Raw genomic sequence first — 20586 nt, forward strand, 5'->3', positions numbered from 1 at the left:
TTTATTCAGCTGGCGGGGAACGGGATCAGGTCTTCGATCTGGTCCAGGCGCAGGTCACCCCGGTACACTTGGCAACGCTCCGCCGAAGCCTGTGCCCGTTGCAAGCGCTCGTCGCGGCCCATGGCCTCCGGAAACTTCAAATGGCCTTTGGCAAAGCGCCGGGCATTGGCGGTGGCGGTGGTGTAGTGGAAGTGCGCCTCCCAGAGCTTCTGCCTGGGCTGCAGGCGATAGATGTCGTACACATCCAGAAAGTCATTGGCCTTGAGCTGTTTGCGCGCCCTGTTCGGGGTGATTTCGACCTCGCGGGCCTCTACCAGAAAGCGCAGGGCCTTGCTGTCCGGGTAGCGGGTGCCAAGGTAGGCGCTGGTCAAGAGGCGCTGCTTTTCAGCGCGCACTTCGGTAATGGCCTGTTCGATCCTGCTGGCCAGTGGTTGCTCCCGTTCAGGGCCGCTGCGCAGGTGACCGGCGATTTCCGCCAGGTCCTGCAAGTAGAAATCCAGCAGGTCGGCCAGGCTGTTGGGCCCATCCAGGTGGCGCGCGGCGTGGTTGAGCCTGGCCGCCTGCTGGCTCAGCAGATCATTGCCGATGCGCCGCAGGCGCGCGTAGTCAGGCGCCGGCGTGGCGGGGGCAATGGTGTCCCAGTGATCGCCTTGCTGCTGGTAGCGTGCAACGGTTTGCTGGGTCATCGGGTCGATCTGCACGGTTTCGCCAGCCTCCTCGGTTTCCTCCACCACCAGCGACCTGCCCCGCGCCGTGCGGATCACCTTGCGTCGGACGGCCCGCACCCTGTGGGTCAGCGGTTGCTCGGGTACTGCATCCTGGCGATCGGTCGCGGCCGCCAGGTTGGCCATGTCATCCTCGCCCAGGCTTATCAGTATATTGAGCTCAACGATGTAGGCCTCGAGTTGGCTGCTGTCCACCGCAGGCATGTTGCGTGAAAGCAGGTACTGGGCATTGCTCAGGGCCAGCTTGTATTCGCGAAGGGCGCTTTCCAGGGGCGCCTTCTGCTGTTCGGGCGTCAGGCCGGCAGCAGCCAGGCTGTCGTGGCTCAGCAGCGCTTCGTGAAAATGCTTGCTGCGCAGGGTTTGCTGGGCGAGCAGGGTACTTTCGAAATCGTCTGCGCTGAGCCGGTCCCTGCGGACGACGAGTTGATGCAGGTCACTGATGATCTGGGCGCGGGTAATGAGGGTCGAGTACTGCCGGGTGCTGATGATGCCGTCGAGCTTCTTGCGTTTGCCGGGGAACTGGATCTGCCCGTCTTGCATGGCCTCGGCAAGATTATGGTCCAGGCGTTGGCTGACACTGAGGATGCGCCTGTGCACAGCCAGTGCGGCTTCGATGTGCTTGCTGAAGTCCAGGTACAGCTCTGCCTGCTCCTGGCCGGACGGCAATTGCACCAGGCGACGGGACTGGGTCTTGAGCACCTCGTAGTCATTCATGTCGAGCAGGCGGCGGAACTGCTGCAGGTCAGTTTGCAGCAACTGCTCCCACCATTGGCCTCGCGCGAATGAAGCGGTGGCTTGCGGGTCGAACCTTAGGTACTTTGGTTCGCCCATGCGGGTGTAGAGTTGAATCTGCTCCCTGATCAGCGCGGCCTGTTTCTCATAGGTGAGTGCCAACACATCGAGGTTGGCGCGTGTCTCCTGGCGAAGCGCCTGCAGCGCGCGCAGGCTTTCCTGCAGGTGTTCCGGCAAATTGTCGAGCGAAGCGCCGGGGTGCTCATCGAGCGACTTCAGGAATGCCTCGAGTGCCTGGTCGTAGGGTTCCACCCGCTTCAGGTAGACACCGATGAAGGTTTCCGTATTGTTGATCTTCTGATCATTGGCGACACGGGTCGCCAGCAGGGTGTTGAATGCCTGGGTTTTTTCGTCGATCAGCGCTCGTGCGCTTTTCGGCATGCCCCCGGCAAGGTGCAGGTCCAGCATCCATTCGCCATTCCAGCGCTTCAGCCAAGGGCCACGGCTGCGTTCGCGGCTGGGGAGGTAGTAACCGTCAGGCTCCGCACCCCAAGACTGCGACCATTCGCTCTGGCTCAGCGGCGGCCCCATGATGCGCATGCCGCTCCAGCTCTCGACCACTTCGTAAGGCACGTGCTGCAACTGCACGTAGTAGCGCCCATCCAGGGCGTACAGACCGCGCATGCGCCCGCTGGCCACCGGTTGCAGCCCACTCAGGCTGACCGTGGCGCGCAGGCGTTCGAGGGCGGCGCGGGCGTCGTGCGGCAGGTTGCCGAGCCGTTGGTCATGGCCCCATTGGCTGACATTCAGCGCTGTCGGCTGGGCTGGCTCGGCGAGGTCTGTCCAGGTTTGCTGTTCCGGTAACCGATCAGCCAGCACGGCCGGCGCCCGACGCGGCGGGGCCTGGTATGCGGGTTCCGGCGGTGTGCGGGCAACGGCAAAGCCGTGGGCCAGCAGCATGGCCAGGTTCAGCAGGATATCTGCGCCAGCGAGCCATTTTTCCTGGTCGCTGCCGGCGGTCAACGCGGTGAGGTCATGCCGGATGCCGAGCAGGGCGGTCACCAGCCAGGCCAGCATGCCTGCCGCGCCACGCAGCAGCGGCGTGACCGTATTGAACGCCACCCAGGCGAACTGCTCGACCAGCGCCCAGCGCAGTTGTTGGTTGGACACGCTCTGCCGTGAGGCCAGCAACAGCAGAACCTCGGCCCGGGCTTGGTAAATACGGCTGTCCAGGTCGTCGGCCCAGGGGCTGAAAGCCAGTGTGACCGGCACCCTCAGGCGCTCGATGGCAAGCCCCACCAAGGCAGCCCCGGGCGCCAGCAGATGGGCCACCTCGGCCAGCCCGGAATGCAGGTGGGGGTGAACAAAGCCGCCATCGGCGTAAATGGGGCGGGCGTCGTCATCCAGCCAGATGAGGATGTCCTGCTGCAGGGCGTGTTCGGTACGGATGCAGGTGATCAGTTGTTGGCGGCTATCGAACTGCCTGATGGGCTGCCGGGTGTGCATCGGCCGGTACAGTAGCCAGGCCCCGGTGGTGGGTACTTCGATGACGAACATGCCATGCACCGGGTTGCTCTTCGGGCCGCCGGGCACGCTGTTGAATGCCAGCGGCGCCAGCTTCAGCGTGCCGCTGGCATGGGTTTGCCGCCGGCAAAAATCGGCGATGACCTGCCAGGTGCGCTCGTCCAGCTGGGCCATGATCTTGGCCTGCAGCGCGCTCAGCAGCAGGCTTGTGCGCCATTCTTCGGCAAAGCGCTGGCGCCGTTGGTCGGCGTCGTTGCCACGTTGCAACTGCTCGTGAACGAATAGCGGGTACTGGCCGCCGATATCCACGCTGTCGATCAGGGCGGCGACGTAATCGAGGTTCATCCAGCTATCCAGTGGCTGCTGGTCGGCGCGTTGGATCGCCGCTGCGACCTGCTCGTCGCCTGGCGGCAGGCGGGCGATGGCCAGTTCTGTCAGGCTGATGGTTTTCAGGTGCTCGAGCCGCGCCGGGCCGGTGGAGGAAACCTGCACCACCTGGGCAAGGCTGATCAGCAGCTGATCAGGGTCGTACGGGACCTGCGCAGGGTGGTCATTGCGCATGTGTTCCCGCAAGCGGCGAACCGCGTATTGCTGCAGGTCCTCGATGCCGTCCAGGGACGAACCACCCTGGGCCAGCATCTGCCTGGCCGACAGCGCCAGCAACGCCGTGTGGTACTCGAAGCGATCAGTCAGGCTGGCGTTGCCGAGCCAGTCCGGAAACCCTATGGCCGGGGTCGATGGCTGAAGCACAAAACTTGCCGGGAACACCCATGAAGGGTCGCTGAGGGTGTAGAAGCGCTCATCCAGGTCGCTGGCCTTGTCGCCTGGGCGAAGCTGCAGCCGATCGATTCTTTGCAGCAGGCCATTGAGCAGCTGCCGGGCCTGGTAGGCGAACGGGTCCTCGCGCAAGGGCGTGCAGGCCCAGGACATCGAGTCGAACGCATGCTGCTCGCCGAGCGCTTCGCGCAGGGCCCGGGAAAAAGCAGCCAGATCATCGAAGCTGCGCACGGTGCCCGAAGGCTGGCACCACAGAATGAGCTCACGGGTACCTTGCCTGCCCGTGACCAGCAGGTCCGGCAGCACCCATTGCAGGGTGTCCCCAGGGCTGGCAAGGGAAACCTGCAGCGCTTGCACCTGTGCCGCGGCGTGGGTTTGGGCCAGTAGCGGGTACAGCAGGGCTTTCTGGTCATGGTCCAGGCCCTGGCGCTCAAGCGTACCGAGCAGGGCGGCCTTGAGCACTTGCTGCAGCCATTGCAGGCGGGTCACGTCCGAGTCTTTCTCGCAGCCATTCCAGAAGCTGACCTGCGCCCGCTGGAAGGTCTCGCTGAGGGTAGAAAGCATGTTGTCGAAGTCGGTGTTCAGGTCTTCCATGCGCAGGTCGATGGCCGGGGCGCTGTCTTGCGGGCGAAAGACCAGCGGTGGGTTCAGGCTCAGCTGGTCGGTCGGCTGCAGCGCCATGGGCTGGCCAGTGAAAAAATGCGTCAGCAGGGTATCGACCAGCTGGCCTGACGCTGTCGGCGGCTGCCCATTCACCCCGCGCAGGATGCTGAAGCCCTGGATCGATTGCAGCTGTGGGTGCTGGCTGCGCGTCCACGGGTAGCGTGCCGCGATGACCTCGAAGCCTGCGCAGGCGATGACCTCGCGCAAGCGCGGGCGATTGGCGAACTGGGTGGCTACAAGCTGCCTGAACGAGAGGGGCGATGACGATGGCATGGCAGGAGGCTCCGATTGATGGGAGCCGAATGCTGGAGCAGCGGGCTGCTGCGTCTGTGGTAGATAAAGCAGTGCGCCGATCTTAGGGTGAAGATTCTAATTCCTGCCTCTACCTTATGCTCAAGCCCAACCTCCATGGGCGGTTCCTCCTCCACTCATGAGCATGAGGTACAGAGCATGGCCAAAGTGAATGTGAAGAAAAAGGCGGACGCGCCGGGCACGCTGGGTGAGGTGCGGGGTTACGCACGCAAGATCTGGCTGGCCGGCATCGGCGCCTATGCGCGTGTCGGCCACGAAGGCGCCGACTATTTCCAGGCGCTGGTCAAGGCCGGCGAAGGTGTCGAGAAGCGGGGCAAGAAGCGCATCGATAAAGAGCTGGACGCCGCCAACCAGCAGATCGATGACGCCGCCCAGGAAGTGAGCCGCGTACGTGGCAAGGTTGAAATTCAACTCGACAAGATCGAAAAAGCTTTCGACGCACGGGTAGGGCGCGCCTTGAATCGCCTTGGCATACCGTCTAAACATGACGTTGAGGCGCTGTCGATCAAGCTTGAACAGCTGCACGAGCTGCTTGAGCGCGTCGCGCACAAACCATAAGGAGAGCAGGATGGCTGGCAAGAAGAATACCGACAAAGCAGGCAGCTCCTGGGTCGGCGGGATCGAAAAATACTCCCGCAAGATCTGGCTGGCGGGGCTGGGTATCTATTCGAAGATCGACCAGGACGGCCCCAAGCTTTTCGACTCGCTGGTGAAAGATGGCGAGAAGGCCGAAAAGCAGGCCAAGAAGAGCGCCGAAGATGTGGCCGAAAGCGCCAAGTCTTCGACCACGTCGCGGGTGTCTGGCGTGAAGGACCGGGCGCTGGGCAAGTGGAGCGAACTCGAAGAGGCTTTCGATAAACGTCTGAACAGCGCCATCTCGCGCCTGGGTGTACCGAGCCGCAACGAAATCAAGGCCCTGCACCAACAGGTAGACAGCCTGACCAAGCAGATCGAGAAGCTGACCGGTGCCTCGGTGGCGCCGGTTTCGTCGCGAGGGGCCGCAGCCAAGCCGGCAGCCAGCAAGGCGGCAGCCAAGCCACTGGCCAAGGCGGCAGCGGCCAAACCCGCAGGCAAAACCGCTGCGGCGAAACCTGCAGCCAAGGCGGCCGCGGCAAAACCTGCGACCAAGCCTGCGGCTGCCAAACCTGCAAGCAAGGCGGCAGCAGCGAAACCTGCCGCCAAGCCTGCGGCAAAGCCGGCAGCAGCCAAACCGGCAGCAGCCAGGAAGCCTGCAGCGAAGAAAGCACCGGCCAAGCCGGCGGCCAGCGCTGCACCTGCCGCAACCGATGCCCCGGCCCCGGCTGCAGCCCCGGCCAGCAACACGCCGTCGGCGGCCAACGGGACCGGTACCCTGATCTGATACCGCAACGCCCTCTTCGCGGGTGGCCCCGCGCCTACAGGTTCAGCACAACCCTGTAGGCGCGGGTTCACCCGCGAATGCGTTGGCGGCGGCAGCACAGCCCCTGCAGGGCTAGTCCTCCAGATACTTCATCGCCAACTGCTCGGCTGCCCCCCGGGCCTGAGCCTGCAGGTGCGGCGCCACCAGCATCATCACCTGGTACACCACGATTCCCACATCCCCTTCGCGCCCCAGCACCCGCTGGTAATCCAGCGAGAACAGCAGCGTCAGGGTGATCTGTTCCACCAGTTGCCCCAAGGCCTGGGTGTCACTCTGTACCAGGCCCTGGCCCTTGAGGCTGGCCAGCAGTGCCGCCAGCGTGCGCTTCAGGGCGTTGATCAGGCTGCGCATGCCGCGGGCCAGTTTGGGCAGGCGCCCGGTCAGGTTCGACAGGTCCTGGAACAGAAACCGGTACTGCGCCATGTGCTCGACGATCAGGTGCAGGAACAGCCAGTAGTCCTCGGCATCCAGGCGCACTTCCAGCGGCGGGTCCAGCAGCGGCATCAGCGCTTCCTCGAAGCGCTCGAACAACCCCAGTACCAGGGGCTCCTTGCCGTGGAAGTGGTAGTAGAGGTTGCCCGGGCTGATACCCAGCTCGTTGGCAATCTCCAGGGTCGATACGTTCGGCTCGCCCTGCTGGTTGAACAGCTGCAGGGCGCACTCAAGGATACGATCGCGGGTTTTCATCCGGTCGGTCTGCTCATCGGGTCAGCACATAGGTGCCGGGCGCAGGGGCCAGGGGCGGGTGGGTGGCGTTGCCCAGGTCGTTGCGTGGCGCCTTGAGCGGCCCGGAGCGCTGGGTGATCCACGCCAGCCACAACGGCCACCAGCTACCCTCGCTGCGCGTAGCCTCGTGGAACCAGGCGCGCGGGTCACTGCTCAGGCTGGGGTTGGTCAGGTAATAGGCCTTGGGGTTGCCTGGCGGGTTGATGATGCTCTGGATATGCCCGCTGTTGGCCAGCACGAAGCGGCGCTCACCGCCCAGCAGCAAGGCCGACCGGTACACCGCGTCCCAAGGGGTGATGTGGTCGTTGCTGCCGGCAACGGTAAAACTGTCCACGCTGACCTGTTGCAGGTCGATTGGCGTGCCGCAGACCTCCAGCCCGGCCGGGTAGGTCAACGGGTTGAGCTTGAAGAAATCCAGCAGGTCGCAATGCAATGCGGCAGGCAGGCGCGTGCTGTCGGCGTTCCAGTAGAGAATGTCGAACGCAGGCGGTGTCTTGCCGAGCAGGTAGTTGTTGACCCAGTAGTTCCAGATCAGGTCGTTGGGGCGCATCCAGGCAAAGACCCGCGCCACTTCGGCGCCGTCCAGCACGCCGCGCTGGTGAGAGCGGCGTTTGGCTGCCTGCAGGGTCTGCTCGTCGGCGAACAGGCTGGCCGGGCTGTCGAACTTGCTGTCCAGCAGGCTGACCAGGTAGGTGGCACTGCGCACCCGGCGCAACTGGTTCCTGGCTTGCAGGTGGCCTTGCAAGGCGGCCATGGTCAGGCCGCCGGCGCAAGCGCCCATGAGGTTGGGGTCGCGGTTGCCGCTGATGCGGCGGCAGGCATCCAGGGCTTCTTCCAGCGCCTGCACGTAGCTGGACAGGCCCCATTCACGGTGGCGCGGGTCTGGGTTGCGCCAGCTGACCATGAACACCTGCAAGTTGTTCTTGAGCATGTACTGGACGAAGCTGTTGTTCGTGCTCAGGTCGAAGATATAGAACTTGTTGATCTGCGGCGGCACCACCAACAGCGGGCGGCTGTGCTGTTTTTCACTCATCGGCCGGTACTGGATCAGCTCCAGCAGCTCGTTGCGAAATACCACGGCCCCAGGGGTGGCGGCCAGGTTGCGGCCCACGTCAAAGGCCCGCTCATCGACCTGGCGCGGCAGACCATCGTTGTGGCGCAGGTCTTCGAGCAGGTGGGCCAGGCCGCGCACCAGGCTCTGGCCACCGGTGTTGAACAGTTCCTTCACGGCCAGCGGGTTGAGCAGCGAGTTGCTGGGGGCCAGCGCATCGTTGAGCAGGTTGAACAGAACGTGGGCGCGGGCCCGGTCATCGTCATGCAACTGGCTTTCGTCGATCCACTGGCGGGTCTGCTGCTGCCAGGCCAGGTAGGCTTGCAGGCCTCGGCGGTAGAACGGGTTCAGGCTCCATGCAGGGTCGCTGAACCGGTTGTCACGCGGGTTGGGTTGAAGCGGTGAATCGCCCAGCATCACCCGCCCCAGTTGCCCGCCAAGGGCCAGCAGGTGATGGGCGGTATGCAACGGATGGCGCAGTCCGTGGCGGCCGACATTGCGTAGCGTGGCCAGCAGGTCGCGGCCGCGCAGGCCGAGCATGGCATGCTGCACGGTCATTCTGCTGGCAGGGAGCGTTTGTGATCCTTTGGCCGGTTTGTCTGTCATGGCAACACTCCCTTGTCTGACCCATTGCGCGTTGTAGCCCCTTTCGCGGTGCTGGCGCTTACCCTCCCGAGGCCGGGCGCGGGTGCATCACGGCGCGCTGACGTTCTTGCTGCAGGAACTTCATGATGATTGGCGCGACAGCCTCGGCTCGGGTGATCAGGAACAAATGGCCGTCGTCGATAATATGTAGCTCGGCGTTGGGAATCCGCCAGGCCAGCAGGCGCATGTTAACCAGCGGGATAAGCGGGTCGTCGTCGCCCGCCAGCACCAGGGTCGGCTGCTGGATCTTGTGCAGCCAGTGAATGCTGGTCCAGCCCAGGCCGGCGAACAGCTGCCAGTAGTAGCCCATCTTGCCGCCGGAGCGCACCTTGGCTGCGTGGTGCATGGCCAGCTCCGGGTCCCGGCGAAAACCGCCGCCGTAGATCAGCGGGGCAATGCGCAAGACATGGGACGGCTGCACATAGCGCCTGGGGCTGGCCATCATCCATAGCACCTTGGGCTTGCCGGGTACCATCACCGCACCGGCGGCAGTGGCGGCGAGTATCAGCTTCCTGCAGCGTTCGGGGTAGTCGTGGGCGAACTGCTGGGCCAGGGCACCGCCCCAGGACACCCCAATGACATTGACCTGGCCGTAATCGAGGTAATCGAGCATCCGTGCCGTCAGCTTGGCCAGCCCGGGGAAGCGATACGGGTGGCGTGGAGTGGACGAGCCGCCGACACCGGGTACGTCGAAAGCGATCACTTCCAGGTCCGGGTCCAGTGCTTCGATGAACGGGAATACCAGCTCCAGGTTGGCGCCGATGCCATTGAAGATCAGCAGCGGCGTCAAGTGCGGCTTGCCGGGGCGGACGGCGGTGCGGATGGACTGGTTGTCCAGCTCGACGGTCCGGAAGATATACGGTTGCGTCATGCGCGTGACTCTTGGGTGAAATGAACACCGTGGCGCCCTGCGGGCCGCCACGGCGCTGCCACTCAACGCTCGTGAACGTAGGTGCCTGGGGCCGCCTCGCCCGCAGCATAGGCACGGTTGCCCAGGCGGGTCGGCGCTTTTTTCAGTTCGCCTGCGCGCTCGGCCAGCCAGCCTTGCCAGTGCAGCCACCAAGAGTCGGCATGCTTGGTGGCATTTTCCTGCCAGGCCAGCGGATCACCCGGGCGGTCGTCACCGGTCATGAAGCGTGCCTTGGGGTTGCCCGGCGGGTTGAGAATGCTCTGGATATGCCCGCTGTTGGACAGCACGAACTCGATCTTGCCCCCGAACAGGTGGGCCGAGCGGTAGCACGACTGCCACGGGGGAATGTGGTCAGCGGTACCCGCCACGCTGAAAATGTCGCACTGCACGTTTTTCAGGTCGATGGGGGTGCCGCACACTTCCAGGGCGTTGGGGCGCGTCAGCGGGTTGGTCTTGAACATTTCGATCAGGTCGCCATGGAAGGCGGCAGGCAGGCGCGTGGTGTCGTTGTTCCAGAACAGGATGTCGAACACCGGCGGCTCGTTGCCGAGCAGGTAGTTGTTCACCCAGTAGTTCCAGATCAGGTCGTTGGGGCGCATCCAGGCGAACACCTTGGCCATCTCGCTGCCTTCCAGCACACCGGCCTGGTAGGAGTGGCGCTTGGCGGCTTCCAGGGTCTGCTCGTCGACGAACAGCGCCACCTGGGTATCCATCGTGGTATCCAGCACGCTGACCAGCAGGGTCAGGGCATTGACCTTGTGCTCGCCGAGGGCTGCGTAGTGCCCTACCAGTGCCGTGCAGGTGATGCCGCCCGAGCAGGCACCGAGCATGTTCAGGTCCTTGCTGCCGGTAATCGCCAATACGGCGTCGACGGCTTCCTTGAGTGCGTCGATGTAGGTGGACAAGCCCCATTCACGCTGGGCCTTGGTCGGGTTGCGCCAGCTGATGATGAAGGTTTGCTGCTGCGAGCGCAGGCAAAAACGAGCCAGGCTCTTTTCCGGGCTCAGGTCGAATACGTAGAACTTGTTGATCTGCGGCGGCACCACCAGCAGTGGCCGGGCGTGCACCTGTTCGGTGATCGGGCTGTACTGGATCAGTTCCAGCACATCATTGCGGTACACCACCGCGCCTTCGCTGGTGCCCAGGTTCTTGCCCACCTCGAAGGCGTCCATGTTCACCTGGCTAGGCATGCCGCCGTTGTTGACCATGTCCTTGGCCAGGTTGGACAAGCCGTCGAGCAGGCTCTTGCCACCGGTCTCGAAGAAGCGCTTGACCGCCGCCGGGTTGGACAAGGTGTTGGTCGGCGCCATGGCTTCGGTCATCAGGTTGATGACGAACTGGCCGCGGCTGATGTCCTGAGGTGACAGGTCACTGCTGCCGATCCAGTCCTGCAGTTCGTTGCGCCAGGCCAGATACGTCTGCAGGTAGCGGCGGTACAGCGGGTTGCTGCTCCAGGCCGGGTCGTTGAAGCGTCGGTCGTCGCTACCCGGGGCCAGGCTGGATTTGCCCAGCAGGACGTTTTTCAGTTCCAGGCCAAAATGGGCCACATGCTTTGCGCTGTGCAGCGGTTGGCGCACGGCCTGGCGCAATACGGTGCGTGCCGAACTCAACAGGTCTTTGCGGCGAATGCCGATGATCGGGTTCAGCCCCAGGGTGTTTTCTGAGGCCTGCCGCTGCAGCTCATCGTTGTTCTTGTTACTCATCTACGACGCTCCGTTGTCCTGAGACGAGTACCGGTTGCTGTGACGGGGGCACAGCCCTGAGCCCGGTACTGCTACTCGGGTGACCAGTGATAAGGAACAGCGGTGCTGCGGGGTTCTGTATACCTGCAGCGTGATGCAGGGAACTTGCCACTCACATTGGTTACCCGACTTTCATGTAATACGCAAGACAGCCCGTCACTGGGCCGTCTGTCAGCCATTCAAACAGATGGATCTAGAAAATGCGCTCTAAACCTTGCAGCCCTTGCGCTAGAGCATGAATTTGACGACCGACTCCGCCGGGTCGCGGGACTTGCCGGCCTTGTGCAGCTCGTCGAGGTATTCGGCCCACAGCTCGTTTTGGCGCAGGCACAGCTGTTCCAGGTATTCCCAGGTGAACAGGCCGCTGTCATGGCCGTCGTCGAAGGTCAGTTTCAGTGCATATTGGCCGGCTGGCTCGATGCCGCTGAGGCCGACGTTGAGCTTGCCGAATTGCAGGATGGGGTTGCCGTGGCCTTGGACCTCGGCGGAGGGGGAGTGCACGCGCAGAAACTCGGCGGGCAGGGTGTAGACCTCACCGGGCGCATAGGTAAGGCTGAGAGTTTTCGAGGCTTTGTGCAGGTTGATGGCGGTGGGCATGCGGGCCATGGGCTGAATCTCTTCTTGGCGACAAGACTCAAGCTTCAAGCTTCAAACCTCAAGCTGCAAGAGGAGATGGCCAAGACATGTAACGGCCATGTTTTGCGGTGCTGCAAGCGACGCCTAACAGCTCGTCGCTTGCAGCTTGCCGCTTATAGGATGTAACGCGACAGGTCTTCGTTCTGCGCCAGCTCACCCAGGTGGCTGTTCACATAGGCCGCGTCGATCTGGATCGGCGTTTCGTCATGGGCGCTGGCCAGGTCACCGGCACTGAACGACACCTCTTCAAGCAGGCGCTCCAGCAGGGTATGCAGGCGACGGGCACCGATGTTCTCGGTTTTCTCGTTGACCTGATAGGCAATTTCGGCCAGGCGCTTGATGCCGTCGGCGACGAACTCGATGTTCAGGCCTTCGGTTTTCAGCAGCGCCTGGTACTGCTCGGTCAGCGAAGCGTGCGGCTCGCGCAAAATACGCTCGAAGTCTTCCGGGGTCAGTGCCTTGAGCTCTACACGGATCGGCAGGCGGCCTTGCAGCTCGGGTACCAGGTCGCTGGGCTTGCTCAGGTGGAACGCGCCCGAGGCAATGAACAGGATGTGGTCGGTCTTGACCATACCCAGCTTGGTGTTGACGGTGCAGCCTTCGATCAGCGGCAGCAGGTCGCGCTGCACGCCTTCACGGGACACATCGGCACCGCCGACATTACCGCGCTTGGCGACCTTGTCGATTTCGTCGATGAACACGATACCGTGCTGCTCGACCGCCTCCAGGGCCTTGGCCTTGAGCTCTTCCTCGTTGACCAGGCGGCCCGCTTCTTCATCGCGGACCATCTTCAGCGCTTCTTTGACCTTCAGCTTGCGCGCCTTGCGCTTGCCCTTGCCCATGTTGGCGAACAGGCTTTGCAGCTGGTTGGTCATTTCTTCCATGCCGGGCGGCGCGGCAATTTCGACACCTACGGCATCGGCGACTTCGATCTCGATTTCCTTGTCATCCAGCTGGCCTTCGCGCAGGCGCTTGCGGAACAGCTGGCGGGTGTTGGAGTCGCTACTGGTCTGCGCGGCTTCCTCGTTGAAGCTGGTCACCCTCGCCTGCGGCAGCAGGGCATCGAGGATACGGTCTTCGGCGGCGTCTTCGGCGCGGTGGCGCACGCGGATGATCTCCTGCTCGCGCAGCATCTTCAGTGCGGCATCGGCCAGGTCGCGGATGATCGACTCGACGTCACGGCCGACGTAGCCGACTTCGGTGAACTTGGTGGCTTCGACCTTGAGGAACGGGGCGTTGGCCAGCTTGGCCAGGCGGCGGGCGATTTCGGTCTTGCCGACACCGGTCGGGCCGATCATCAGGATGTTCTTCGGCGTCACTTCGGCGCGCAGCTCAGCCGGCAGCTGCATCCGCCGCCAGCGGTTGCGCAGGGCAATGGCCACGGCGCGCTTGGCGTCGTCCTGGCCGATGATGTGGCGGTTGAGTTCGTGGACGATCTCGCGGGGGGTCATGGACATGATCAATTGGGTCCTTGGGCAGATGAGTCAGCGTGGAAAAGCCCCATCACCGGGATGGGGCGCCAGAACAGCTGAGTCAGTCGGCCAGGTCCTGCTCCTCGATGGTCAGGTTATGGTTGGTGAACACGCAGATGTCGCCGGCGATGTTCAGGGCGGTTTCGGCGATTTCACGGGCCGAGAGGTCGGTCTTGTTCAGCAGTGCGCGGGCGGCAGCCTGGGCGTAGGCACCACCGGAACCCATGGCGATCAGGCCATCCTCGGGTTCGACCACGTCGCCGTTGCCGGTGATGATCAGCGAGGCATCCTTGTTTGCCACGGCCAGCATGGCTTCCAGGCGGCTCAGGGAACGGTCGGTACGCCATTCCTTGGCCAGCTCGACGGCGGCACGGATCAGGTGGCCCTGGTGTTTCTCCAGCTGCCCTTCAAAGCGCTCGAACAGGGTGAATGCGTCGGCGGTGGCACCGGCGAAGCCGGCGATGACCTGGCCGTGGTACAGGCGGCGCACTTTCTTGGCGTTGCCTTTCATTACCGTGTTGCCGAGGGATACCTGGCCGTCGCCGCCCATGACGACTTTGCCGTTACGGCGGACAGAAACGATGGTGGTCAAGGGGAGAGTCTCCACGCAGCGGGGCGAAAGTGCCTGATGCAGACTCATATGGGGGTGGGGGGGAGAGTTTCAAGCTTCAAGCTACAAGCGACAAGAAAAAGCAGATCGGTGGGTGGCTTGCTTCTTCTTCAAGCTGCAAGCTGCAAGCTGCAAGCTGCAAGCTGCAAGCTGCAAGCTGCAAGCTACAAGCTACAAGCTACAAGCTACAAGCTACAAGCTACAAGCTACAAGCGGCAAGAAAAAGCAGATCCGTGGGAGGCTTGCTTCTTCTTGCGACTTTCGACTTTCGACTTTCGGCTTGCAGCTTGCAGCTAGCCCTCAGGCCTCGTGGCAAACGTGCCCATCGACCAAGGTATAACGCACCGCACCCGGCAGGCAGTGGCCGATGAACGGGCAGTTCTCACCCCGCGACAGCCATTGCTCGCCGGCAACGGTCGAGGCTTGCGGGTCGAACAGTACCAGGTCGGCCGCGCCGCCTGCCTTCAGCTCACCCGCAGGCAGGCGCAGGGCGGCAGCCGGGCCGCTACTCAGGCGGGCGAGCAGGGTGGGCAGGTCGAGCAGGCCGTCCTGCACCAGGGTCATGGCCAGCGGCAGCAGCAACTCAACGCTGCTGATACCCGGTTCGGTAGCACCGAAAGGGGCCAGCTTGGCATCGCGTTCGTGCGGCTGGTGGTGGCTGGATATCGCCTGGATCACGCCAGACTTGACCGCTTCACGCAGGCCGTCACGGTCAGCAGCAGTACGCAGCGGTGGCTGCACGTGGTACAGGCTGGAGAACTCGCGCAGCGACTCGTCGGTGAGAATCAGCTGGTACAGCGCCACGTCAGCGGTTACCGGCAGGCCAAGTGCCTGGGCCTGGGCGATCAGGCGCGCGCCACGGGCGCTGGTGATCTGGCTGAAGTGCGCGCGCACGCCGCTCTGCTCGACCAGCAGCAGGTTGCGCGCCAAGGCCACGGTTTCGGCACTTTCCGGAATGCCCGGCAAGCCAAGGAAACTGGCCATGGCGCCTTCGTGGGCCAGGCCGCCCTGGGCCAGGTCGCGGTCCTGGGAATGGAACACCACGGTCAGGTCGAAGGTGGCGGCATACTCCAGGGCGCGGGCCAAGGTACGGTTGTTGGGGATTTCCTTCAGGCCGTTGCCGAATGCCACGCAGCCGGTATCACGCAGGGCCACCAGCTCCGCCAGTTGCTCGCCTTCCAGGCCCTTGGTCAGGGCGCCGATCGGGTAGACCTTGCTGTTGGCCGCTTCGCGGGCACGGTCGAGAATCAGCTCGGCCACGGCCGAGGTGTCCAGCACCGGCTTGGTTTGCGGTGGGCAGCACAGGCTGGTCACGCCACCGGCCACGGCTGCGCGGGTTTCGCTGGCGATGTTGCCTTTGCGGCTAAAGCCCGGTTCGCGCAGGGACACGCCAAGGTCGACCAGGCCAGGCGCGGCAACCAGGCCTTGCGCCTGGATCGTGCGGCTTGCGCTGAAACCGGCCGGGGCGGCGCCGATGGCAGCAATGCGGCCACCGTCCAGGTGCAGGTCGGTGACCTGGTCCAGGCCGCTGTTGGGGTCGATGACCCGGGCGCCAAGAATGCTGATGGTCACTGGGCGTTCTCCTGGTCGAATTGACGTTGCGCGTTTTGCCCGCTCATGGCCATGGACAGCACTGCCATGCGTACGGCGATGCCGTAGGTAACCTGGTTGAGGATCACCGAATGCTTGCCGTCGGCCACCGCCGACTCAATCTCCACGCCCCGGTTGATCGGGCCTGGGTGCATGACGATGGCATCCGGCTTGGCCCCGGCCAGGCGGGCGGTGGTCAGGCCGAACAGGCGGTAGAACTCGCCTTCGCTGGGCAGCAGGCCACCGGCCATGCGCTCACGCTGCAGGCGCAGCATGATCACCACGTCGACATCCTTCAGGCCCTCGGCGAGGTCGGTATAGACCTTCACGCCGTACTGCTCGATACCGATCGGGATCAGGGTTTTCGGCCCGATCACGCGAATGTCCGGGCAACCCAGGGCCTTGAGCGCCAGCATGTCGGAGCGGGCTACCCGCGAGTGCAGGATATCGCCGACGATCGCTACCGACAGGTTCTCGAAGCTGCCTTTGTGGCGACGGATGGTCAGCATGTCGAGCATGCCCTGGGTCGGGTGCGCATGGCGGCCGTCACCACCGTTGATCACGGCAACGTGCGGGCACACGTGCTCGGCGATGAAATGCGCAGCCCCCGAGTCGGAGTGGCGCACAACGAACATGTCGGCGGCCATGGCTTCGAGGTTGCGCAGGGTGTCGAACAAGGTCTCGCCCTTGCTGGTCGAGGACGTCGACACATTCAGGCTGATCACGTCGGCAGACAGGCGCTGGGCTGCCAGCTCGAAGGTGGTGCGGGTACGGGTCGAGTTCTCGAAGAACACGTTGCACACGGTCTTGCCGCGCAGCAAAGGGACTTTTTTCACGGCCCGGGCACCGACTTCCAGGAAGGAGTCGGCGGTGTCGAGGATCTCGGTGAGCAGTTCGCGGGGCAAACCGTCAAGCGAGAGGAAGTGGCGCAGCTGGCCCTGGTCATTGAGCTGCAGCGGGCGCTTGGCGTCGATTGGCGTCATCGCGGGGGACTCTTAAAGGGCGGAAGCGGAGGCGAGGTCCTGGCGCTCGAGGGCGAGCGGTGCGGGCCCGGTCAATTTTACCCGTTCATCGGGGGCCAGCGACAGGGTGGCGCCGACCACATTCGGGCGGATTGGCAGTTCGCCGGCATCCAGGTCCACCAGGCAGACCAGGGTGACGCTGGCCGGGCGGCCATAATCGAACAGTTCGTTGAGCGCCGCGCGGATGGTGCGGCCGCTCATCAGCACGTCATCCACCAGCACCAGGTGCTGGCCTTCGATTTCGAACGGCAGCTCGGACGGGCGTACCTGCGGGTGCAGGCCATTCTGGCTGAAGTCATCGCGGTAGAACGAGACGTCCAGGGTACCCATGGCACTCTCGTCGCCCATGGCCTCCTGCAGGGCCTGGGCAACCCAGACACCACCTGTACGAATACCGATGTAACGCGGCTCGCTGATGCTGCGGCGGGCCAGGTGGGCGCGAAGGTCGACAGCCATCTGCCGGACCAGCTCGGCGGGGTTGGGTAGGCTCATTGCGGGCTCCTCGGAAGGGTGCGCCGGGCGTGGCCGGCGGCAAAGATGATCAGGTATTGGCCTCCAGCCAGCCTTGCAGCAACAGGGCCGCGGCGATGGCATCGACCGGGTTGTCGCGGTAGCTGCCGCGCTGGCCGCCACGGGCCATGCGCTCGCCTTTGGCCTCGAAAGTGGTCAGGCGCTCGTCGTGGGTGTGCACGGGCAGGTTGAAGCGGCCATTGAGGCGGCGGGCAAATTTTTCGGCGCGGGCGCTCATTTCGCTGGGCGTGCCGTCCATGTTCAATGGCAGGCCGACGACGATGGCGTCCGGCTTCCATTCGGCAATCAGCTTTTCCACCTGAGCCCAGTCCGGCACGCCGTTCTGCGCCTTCAGCGTGCACAGCTCACGGGCCTGGCCGGTGATGACCTGGCCGACGGCCACACCGATCTGTTTGCTGCCATAGTCGAAACCCAGCAGCAGGCGTAGTTCGGCCATCAGGCGTGGCCCGCCTGGCTGGTCAGCAGGTGCAGGTTGATGCCCAGGCTGGCGGCGGCGGCCTCCAGGCGCAGGTCACTGGCCATTTCAAAGATGATTTGCGGGTCGAACGGGCAGTTGAGCCAGGCATTGTCGGCCAGCTCCGCTTCCAGCTGGCCGGCTTCCCAGCCGGCATAGCCGAGCGTGATCAGGCTTTGCTTGGGGCCGACCCCGGCGGCAATGGCCAGCAGGATGTCTTGCGACGTGCTCAGCGTCAGCCCTTCCAGCGCCACGCTCGCCTGGAAGCTGCACTCGCTGCTGTGCAGCACGAAGCCACGGTCGGTCTGCACCGGGCCGCCCTGGTAGATCGGCACCTGCAAGGTGCTGTCCGGCGGCGTTTCGTCCGGGCGCAATTGCTCGAGAATATCGGCCAGGCTCAGTTCCTGCGGCCGATTCACCACCAGGCCCATGGCGCCATGGGCGTTGTGCTCGACAATGTACGTGAGGGTCTGGGCGAAGTTCGGATCGGCCATGTGCGGCATGGCGATCAGGAACTGATGCTTGAGGTAGCTCGGCGTGAGGGTTTTCATGGGGGATAGTGTGGCGCCAGGTGGCGGGGCTGACAAGGTCCGCTTTGTGTCGTTTGGTTGGTCAGTGTCTTGAGGGTTTTGTTGGTTGTGAGATCGAGCGCCGCCCGCGCGGCGCATCGCGAGCTGCGCTCGCTCCTACGTTTGTTTCGGGCCAATAAATCCTGTGCCCATCGCGCGCGACCGTCTTGGCGCATGGCTCACTATCGAAGGGTACAGACAAGGCGGTCGCGCGCCGCCATCACAGGCATGACTGGCCCGAAACAAACGTAGGAGCGAGCGCAGCTCGCGATGCGCCGCGCGGGCGGCGCTCGATATCCGCGCCACCGCATATCGCAAGCCCTAAACCCAAGGCATAACTCAGTTACTGGACAAACGGTCCCCACGGGCAAAGCGCCAGGTGCGGATGATCTCCAGACGGTCGAACTCGGCCAGGTCCCCGGTAAACGGTGCGAACGGCGCCGCCAGCCGCACGATACGCTGCGCTGCCTGGTCCAGCACCGGCTGCCCGGACGACTCCAGTACCAGCACTTCGTACAGCGAGCCGTCGCGGTTGATCGAGACCATCATGCGCAGGTTGCCGTAGATCTGCTGCCGGCGCGCCTCGTCGGGGTAGTTGAGGTTGCCCACCCGCTCTACTTTCTTGCGCCACTCTTCCTTGTACCAGGCGCCCTTGTCGCGCATGGTCGAGGCAGCGTTCAGGCGGTGGATGCGCGGGCGCTTGGCGTACAGTTGCTGTTCGTTGGACAGCTCTGCCTCCAGGCTGGCGATCTGGCTGGACAGCTGCGAGCTGTCGAAGTCCGGGGCGGGCGCGGCTGGCTTGGGTTGCGCCTTGCTGGGCTTGGGCTTGGGCTCGACCTTATGCGCCTTGGGCGCGGTGGTCACCACCGCCGACTTCTGCGGGGTTGGTGGCGGCACTACTTCCGGCTTGGCTGCCGGCGGGGGGGTGATCTTGTTGATCTTGCTGTCCTGGAACGGCGCCAGTTCGGTGGTCTTGGGCACCGCCTTCTTGTCCAGGGTGCCGCTGCCTTGCTGGTTGTCCTGGGCCTGAAAATCAGCTTTCTCCGGCGGTTTTTCGCTTTTGAAGGTGGCCAGGGTAATGTCCATGGTATGGCGGATTTCGGCAGGCTTGACCACGGTGAAACCGACGCCGAGGATCAGCGCCAGGTGCACCAGCGCAGCCAGGAACAGCGTGAAACCGAGCCGGTCCACAGGGCGAACGCGTGGGGGCAGCAGGTCGGAAGGGATGTCAGCGGGCAGCGTCATCGGGTATCCAGCAACCGCAGGGCGGGGCAGCAGGCCAGGCAAATGGGACCCGCATCATACCCCACTCCGGGTAAATGCCGTGCGTCGGCGGTCAGCGCGCCTGCAACTGGCGATCAATGGCATCCATCAGCTTGCCGCCGATATCGGTGTTGTAGGCGTTGTCGATTTCGCGAATGCAGGTCGGGCTGGTGACGTTGATCTCGGTGAGGTAATCGCCGATCACGTCGAGGCCCACGAACAACAGGCCTTTCTCGCGCAGGGTTGGCCCCACCTGGGCTGCAATCCAGCGGTCCCGGTCGCTCAGCGGGCGCGCCTCGCCGCGGCCACCGGCAGCCAGGTTGCCACGGGTTTCGCCGCTGGCCGGAATGCGCGCCAGGCAGTAGTCGACCGGCTCGCCGTCGATCATCAGGATGCGCTTGTCGCCGTCCTTGATCGCCGGCAGGTAGGCCTGTGCCATGATCTGCTGGGCACCCAGCGCGGTCAGGGTTTCGAGGATCACCGACAGGTTCGGGTCGCCCACCCGGTGGCGGAAGATCGACGTGCCGCCCATGCCATCCAGCGGTTTGAGGATCACGTCACCATGCTTGGCGGCAAACTCGCGGATGATGTCCGGGCGGCGGCTGACCAGCGTCGGTGGCGTGCACTGTGGGAACAGCGTGGCGAACAGTTTTTCGTTGCAGTCACGCAGGCTTTGTGGGCGGTTGACCACCAGCACGCCATCGTTCTCGGCTTGCTCCAGCAGGTAGGTGCTGTAGACGAACTCCATGTCGAACGGCGGGTCCTTGCGCATCAGGATCACGTCCAGCTCGGCCAGGGTGCTGTCCTGTTCTTCGCCCAGCTCGAACCAGCGGGCCGGGTCGGCGAAAACGCTCAGCGGGCGCATGCGTGCACGGGCTTTGCCTTCGCCTTGGTACAGGTCGCGCTGCTCCATGTAGAACAGGCTCCAGCCGCGTGCCTGGGCGGCCAGCAGCATGGCCAGCGAGCTGTCCTTTTTGTAGGAGATGGACTCGATCGGGTCCATGACAATGCCGAGGCGAACGCTCATGGGGTGGTTCCTCTTGGCGGCGCGTTGCCGCGATGGGTCGGAAGAAAAGTGGCTCAGGGTGGCGCTGTGAACGCCGCTGGTCAAGGGGCGGCGCAGATGGAACGGCCACCCGGAGTGTGTTAAAAATGCAGCTGCAAGCCCTTGGCTCCAAGCCTCAAGAGCAAAGCAGCCGCGTGCCGGCTGGGCTTTTGTTGTAACTTGCCGCT

17 protein-coding genes are annotated in these 20586 nt (G+C 64.0%); 2 read left to right on the plus strand and 15 right to left on the minus strand.

Annotated elements, in window-relative coordinates; translation table 11 throughout:
- Positions 1 to 5: 5 nt before the first annotated feature.
- A complete protein-coding gene (locus tag EGJ22_RS11685) occupies positions 6 to 4694 on the minus strand; it encodes a DUF6543 domain-containing protein (protein ID WP_029886367.1) in 4689 nt (1562 codons plus the stop codon).
- Positions 4695 to 4871: 177 nt separating this feature from the next.
- Here EGJ22_RS11685 and EGJ22_RS11690 point away from each other — a divergent pair, with 177 nt between their 5' ends.
- Entirely contained in the window at positions 4872 to 5291 is a 420-nt protein-coding gene (locus EGJ22_RS11690; RefSeq protein ID WP_009682364.1) for a phasin family protein, read from the plus strand.
- A 10-nt stretch (positions 5292 to 5301) separates the two neighbouring features.
- Positions 5302 to 6093 (plus strand): phasin family protein, encoded by a 792-nt coding sequence (locus EGJ22_RS11695; RefSeq protein WP_029886366.1) that lies wholly within the window; start codon positions 5302 to 5304, stop codon positions 6091 to 6093.
- 111 nt (positions 6094 to 6204) lie between these two features.
- Here the strand turns inward: EGJ22_RS11695 and EGJ22_RS11700 are convergent, their stop codons facing one another.
- From EGJ22_RS11700 to gshB, 14 genes are all read right to left on the minus strand, one after another.
- The gene (locus tag EGJ22_RS11700) at positions 6205 to 6819 is read right to left on the minus strand and encodes a TetR/AcrR family transcriptional regulator (protein WP_029886365.1); all 615 of its coding nucleotides are present in this window, start codon (positions 6817 to 6819) and stop codon (positions 6205 to 6207) included.
- Between the two features lie 13 nt (positions 6820 to 6832).
- Positions 6833 to 8515: a class II poly(R)-hydroxyalkanoic acid synthase gene (phaC, locus tag EGJ22_RS11705; protein WP_029886364.1), complete on the minus strand. Its 1683-nt coding sequence runs from the start codon at positions 8513 to 8515 to the stop codon at positions 6833 to 6835.
- Positions 8516 to 8573: 58 nt separating this feature from the next.
- Positions 8574 to 9425 carry a poly(3-hydroxyalkanoate) depolymerase gene (gene phaZ, locus EGJ22_RS11710; protein WP_029886363.1) on the minus strand — a complete coding sequence of 284 codons (852 nt, stop codon included), beginning with the start codon at positions 9423 to 9425 and terminating at the stop codon, positions 8574 to 8576.
- 62 nt (positions 9426 to 9487) lie between these two features.
- Positions 9488 to 11167: a class II poly(R)-hydroxyalkanoic acid synthase gene (gene phaC / locus EGJ22_RS11715; protein ID WP_029886362.1), complete on the minus strand. Its 1680-nt coding sequence runs from the start codon at positions 11165 to 11167 to the stop codon at positions 9488 to 9490.
- Between the two features lie 267 nt (positions 11168 to 11434).
- A complete protein-coding gene (locus EGJ22_RS11720) occupies positions 11435 to 11812 on the minus strand; it encodes a gamma-butyrobetaine hydroxylase-like domain-containing protein (protein ID WP_029886361.1) in 378 nt (125 codons plus the stop codon).
- A 143-nt stretch (positions 11813 to 11955) separates the two neighbouring features.
- Positions 11956 to 13299 (minus strand): ATP-dependent protease ATPase subunit HslU, encoded by a 1344-nt coding sequence (hslU, locus tag EGJ22_RS11725; protein WP_009682354.1) that lies wholly within the window; start codon positions 13297 to 13299, stop codon positions 11956 to 11958.
- 76 nt (positions 13300 to 13375) lie between these two features.
- Positions 13376 to 13906, minus strand: coding sequence for an ATP-dependent protease subunit HslV (hslV, locus tag EGJ22_RS11730; RefSeq protein WP_009682353.1), 531 nt, complete (start codon positions 13904 to 13906; stop codon positions 13376 to 13378).
- 318 nt (positions 13907 to 14224) lie between these two features.
- Positions 14225 to 15496 carry a dihydroorotase gene (locus tag EGJ22_RS11735; RefSeq protein ID WP_029887681.1) on the minus strand — a complete coding sequence of 424 codons (1272 nt, stop codon included), beginning with the start codon at positions 15494 to 15496 and terminating at the stop codon, positions 14225 to 14227.
- A complete protein-coding gene (locus EGJ22_RS11740; protein WP_029887680.1) occupies positions 15493 to 16497 on the minus strand; it encodes an aspartate carbamoyltransferase catalytic subunit in 1005 nt (334 codons plus the stop codon). Before EGJ22_RS11740 ends, EGJ22_RS11735 begins: the two co-directional genes overlap by 4 nt.
- Positions 16498 to 16509: 12 nt before the next feature.
- Positions 16510 to 17028 (minus strand): bifunctional pyr operon transcriptional regulator/uracil phosphoribosyltransferase PyrR, encoded by a 519-nt coding sequence (gene pyrR / locus EGJ22_RS11745; protein ID WP_029887679.1) that lies wholly within the window; start codon positions 17026 to 17028, stop codon positions 16510 to 16512.
- 49 nt (positions 17029 to 17077) lie between these two features.
- Positions 17078 to 17503, minus strand: a complete 426-nt coding sequence (gene ruvX, locus EGJ22_RS11750; protein WP_003249316.1) for a Holliday junction resolvase RuvX — start codon at positions 17501 to 17503, stop codon at positions 17078 to 17080.
- On the minus strand, positions 17503 to 18072 hold the full coding sequence (locus tag EGJ22_RS11755) for a YqgE/AlgH family protein (RefSeq protein WP_029887678.1): 570 nt from the start codon (positions 18070 to 18072) through the stop codon (positions 17503 to 17505). The genes ruvX and EGJ22_RS11755 overlap by 1 nt, the downstream gene beginning before the upstream one ends.
- Before the next feature lie 357 nt (positions 18073 to 18429).
- Positions 18430 to 19335, minus strand: coding sequence for an energy transducer TonB (locus EGJ22_RS11760; RefSeq protein ID WP_029887365.1), 906 nt, complete (start codon positions 19333 to 19335; stop codon positions 18430 to 18432).
- 91 nt (positions 19336 to 19426) lie between these two features.
- A complete protein-coding gene (gshB, locus tag EGJ22_RS11765; RefSeq protein ID WP_029887364.1) occupies positions 19427 to 20380 on the minus strand; it encodes a glutathione synthase in 954 nt (317 codons plus the stop codon).
- Positions 20381 to 20586 lie beyond the last annotated feature (206 nt).

The organism is Pseudomonas sp. p99-361 (assembly GCF_003935475.1).
Lineage (GTDB): Bacteria > Pseudomonadota > Gammaproteobacteria > Pseudomonadales > Pseudomonadaceae > Aquipseudomonas > Aquipseudomonas juntendi.

Coding starts and splice junctions, on each gene's coding strand:
- EGJ22_RS11685 (WP_029886367.1), bottom strand. CDS start 4,694: ATGCCATCGTCATCGCCCCTCTCGTTCAGGCAGCTTGTAGCCACCCAG.
- EGJ22_RS11690 (WP_009682364.1), top strand. CDS start 4,872: ATGGCCAAAGTGAATGTGAAGAAAAAGGCGGACGCGCCGGGCACGCTG.
- EGJ22_RS11695 (WP_029886366.1), top strand. CDS start 5,302: ATGGCTGGCAAGAAGAATACCGACAAAGCAGGCAGCTCCTGGGTCGGC.
- EGJ22_RS11700 (WP_029886365.1), bottom strand. CDS start 6,819: ATGAAAACCCGCGATCGTATCCTTGAGTGCGCCCTGCAGCTGTTCAAC.
- phaC (WP_029886364.1), bottom strand. CDS start 8,515: ATGACAGACAAACCGGCCAAAGGATCACAAACGCTCCCTGCCAGCAGA.
- phaZ (WP_029886363.1), bottom strand. CDS start 9,425: ATGACGCAACCGTATATCTTCCGGACCGTCGAGCTGGACAACCAGTCC.
- phaC (WP_029886362.1), bottom strand. CDS start 11,167: ATGAGTAACAAGAACAACGATGAGCTGCAGCGGCAGGCCTCAGAAAAC.
- EGJ22_RS11720 (WP_029886361.1), bottom strand. CDS start 11,812: ATGGCCCGCATGCCCACCGCCATCAACCTGCACAAAGCCTCGAAAACT.
- hslU (WP_009682354.1), bottom strand. CDS start 13,299: ATGTCCATGACCCCCCGCGAGATCGTCCACGAACTCAACCGCCACATC.
- EGJ22_RS11740 (WP_029887680.1), bottom strand. CDS start 16,497: ATGACGCCAATCGACGCCAAGCGCCCGCTGCAGCTCAATGACCAGGGC.
- pyrR (WP_029887679.1), bottom strand. CDS start 17,028: ATGAGCCTACCCAACCCCGCCGAGCTGGTCCGGCAGATGGCTGTCGAC.
- ruvX (WP_003249316.1), bottom strand. CDS start 17,503: ATGGCCGAACTACGCCTGCTGCTGGGTTTCGACTATGGCAGCAAACAG.
- EGJ22_RS11755 (WP_029887678.1), bottom strand. CDS start 18,072: ATGAAAACCCTCACGCCGAGCTACCTCAAGCATCAGTTCCTGATCGCC.
- EGJ22_RS11760 (WP_029887365.1), bottom strand. CDS start 19,335: ATGACGCTGCCCGCTGACATCCCTTCCGACCTGCTGCCCCCACGCGTT.
- gshB (WP_029887364.1), bottom strand. CDS start 20,380: ATGAGCGTTCGCCTCGGCATTGTCATGGACCCGATCGAGTCCATCTCC.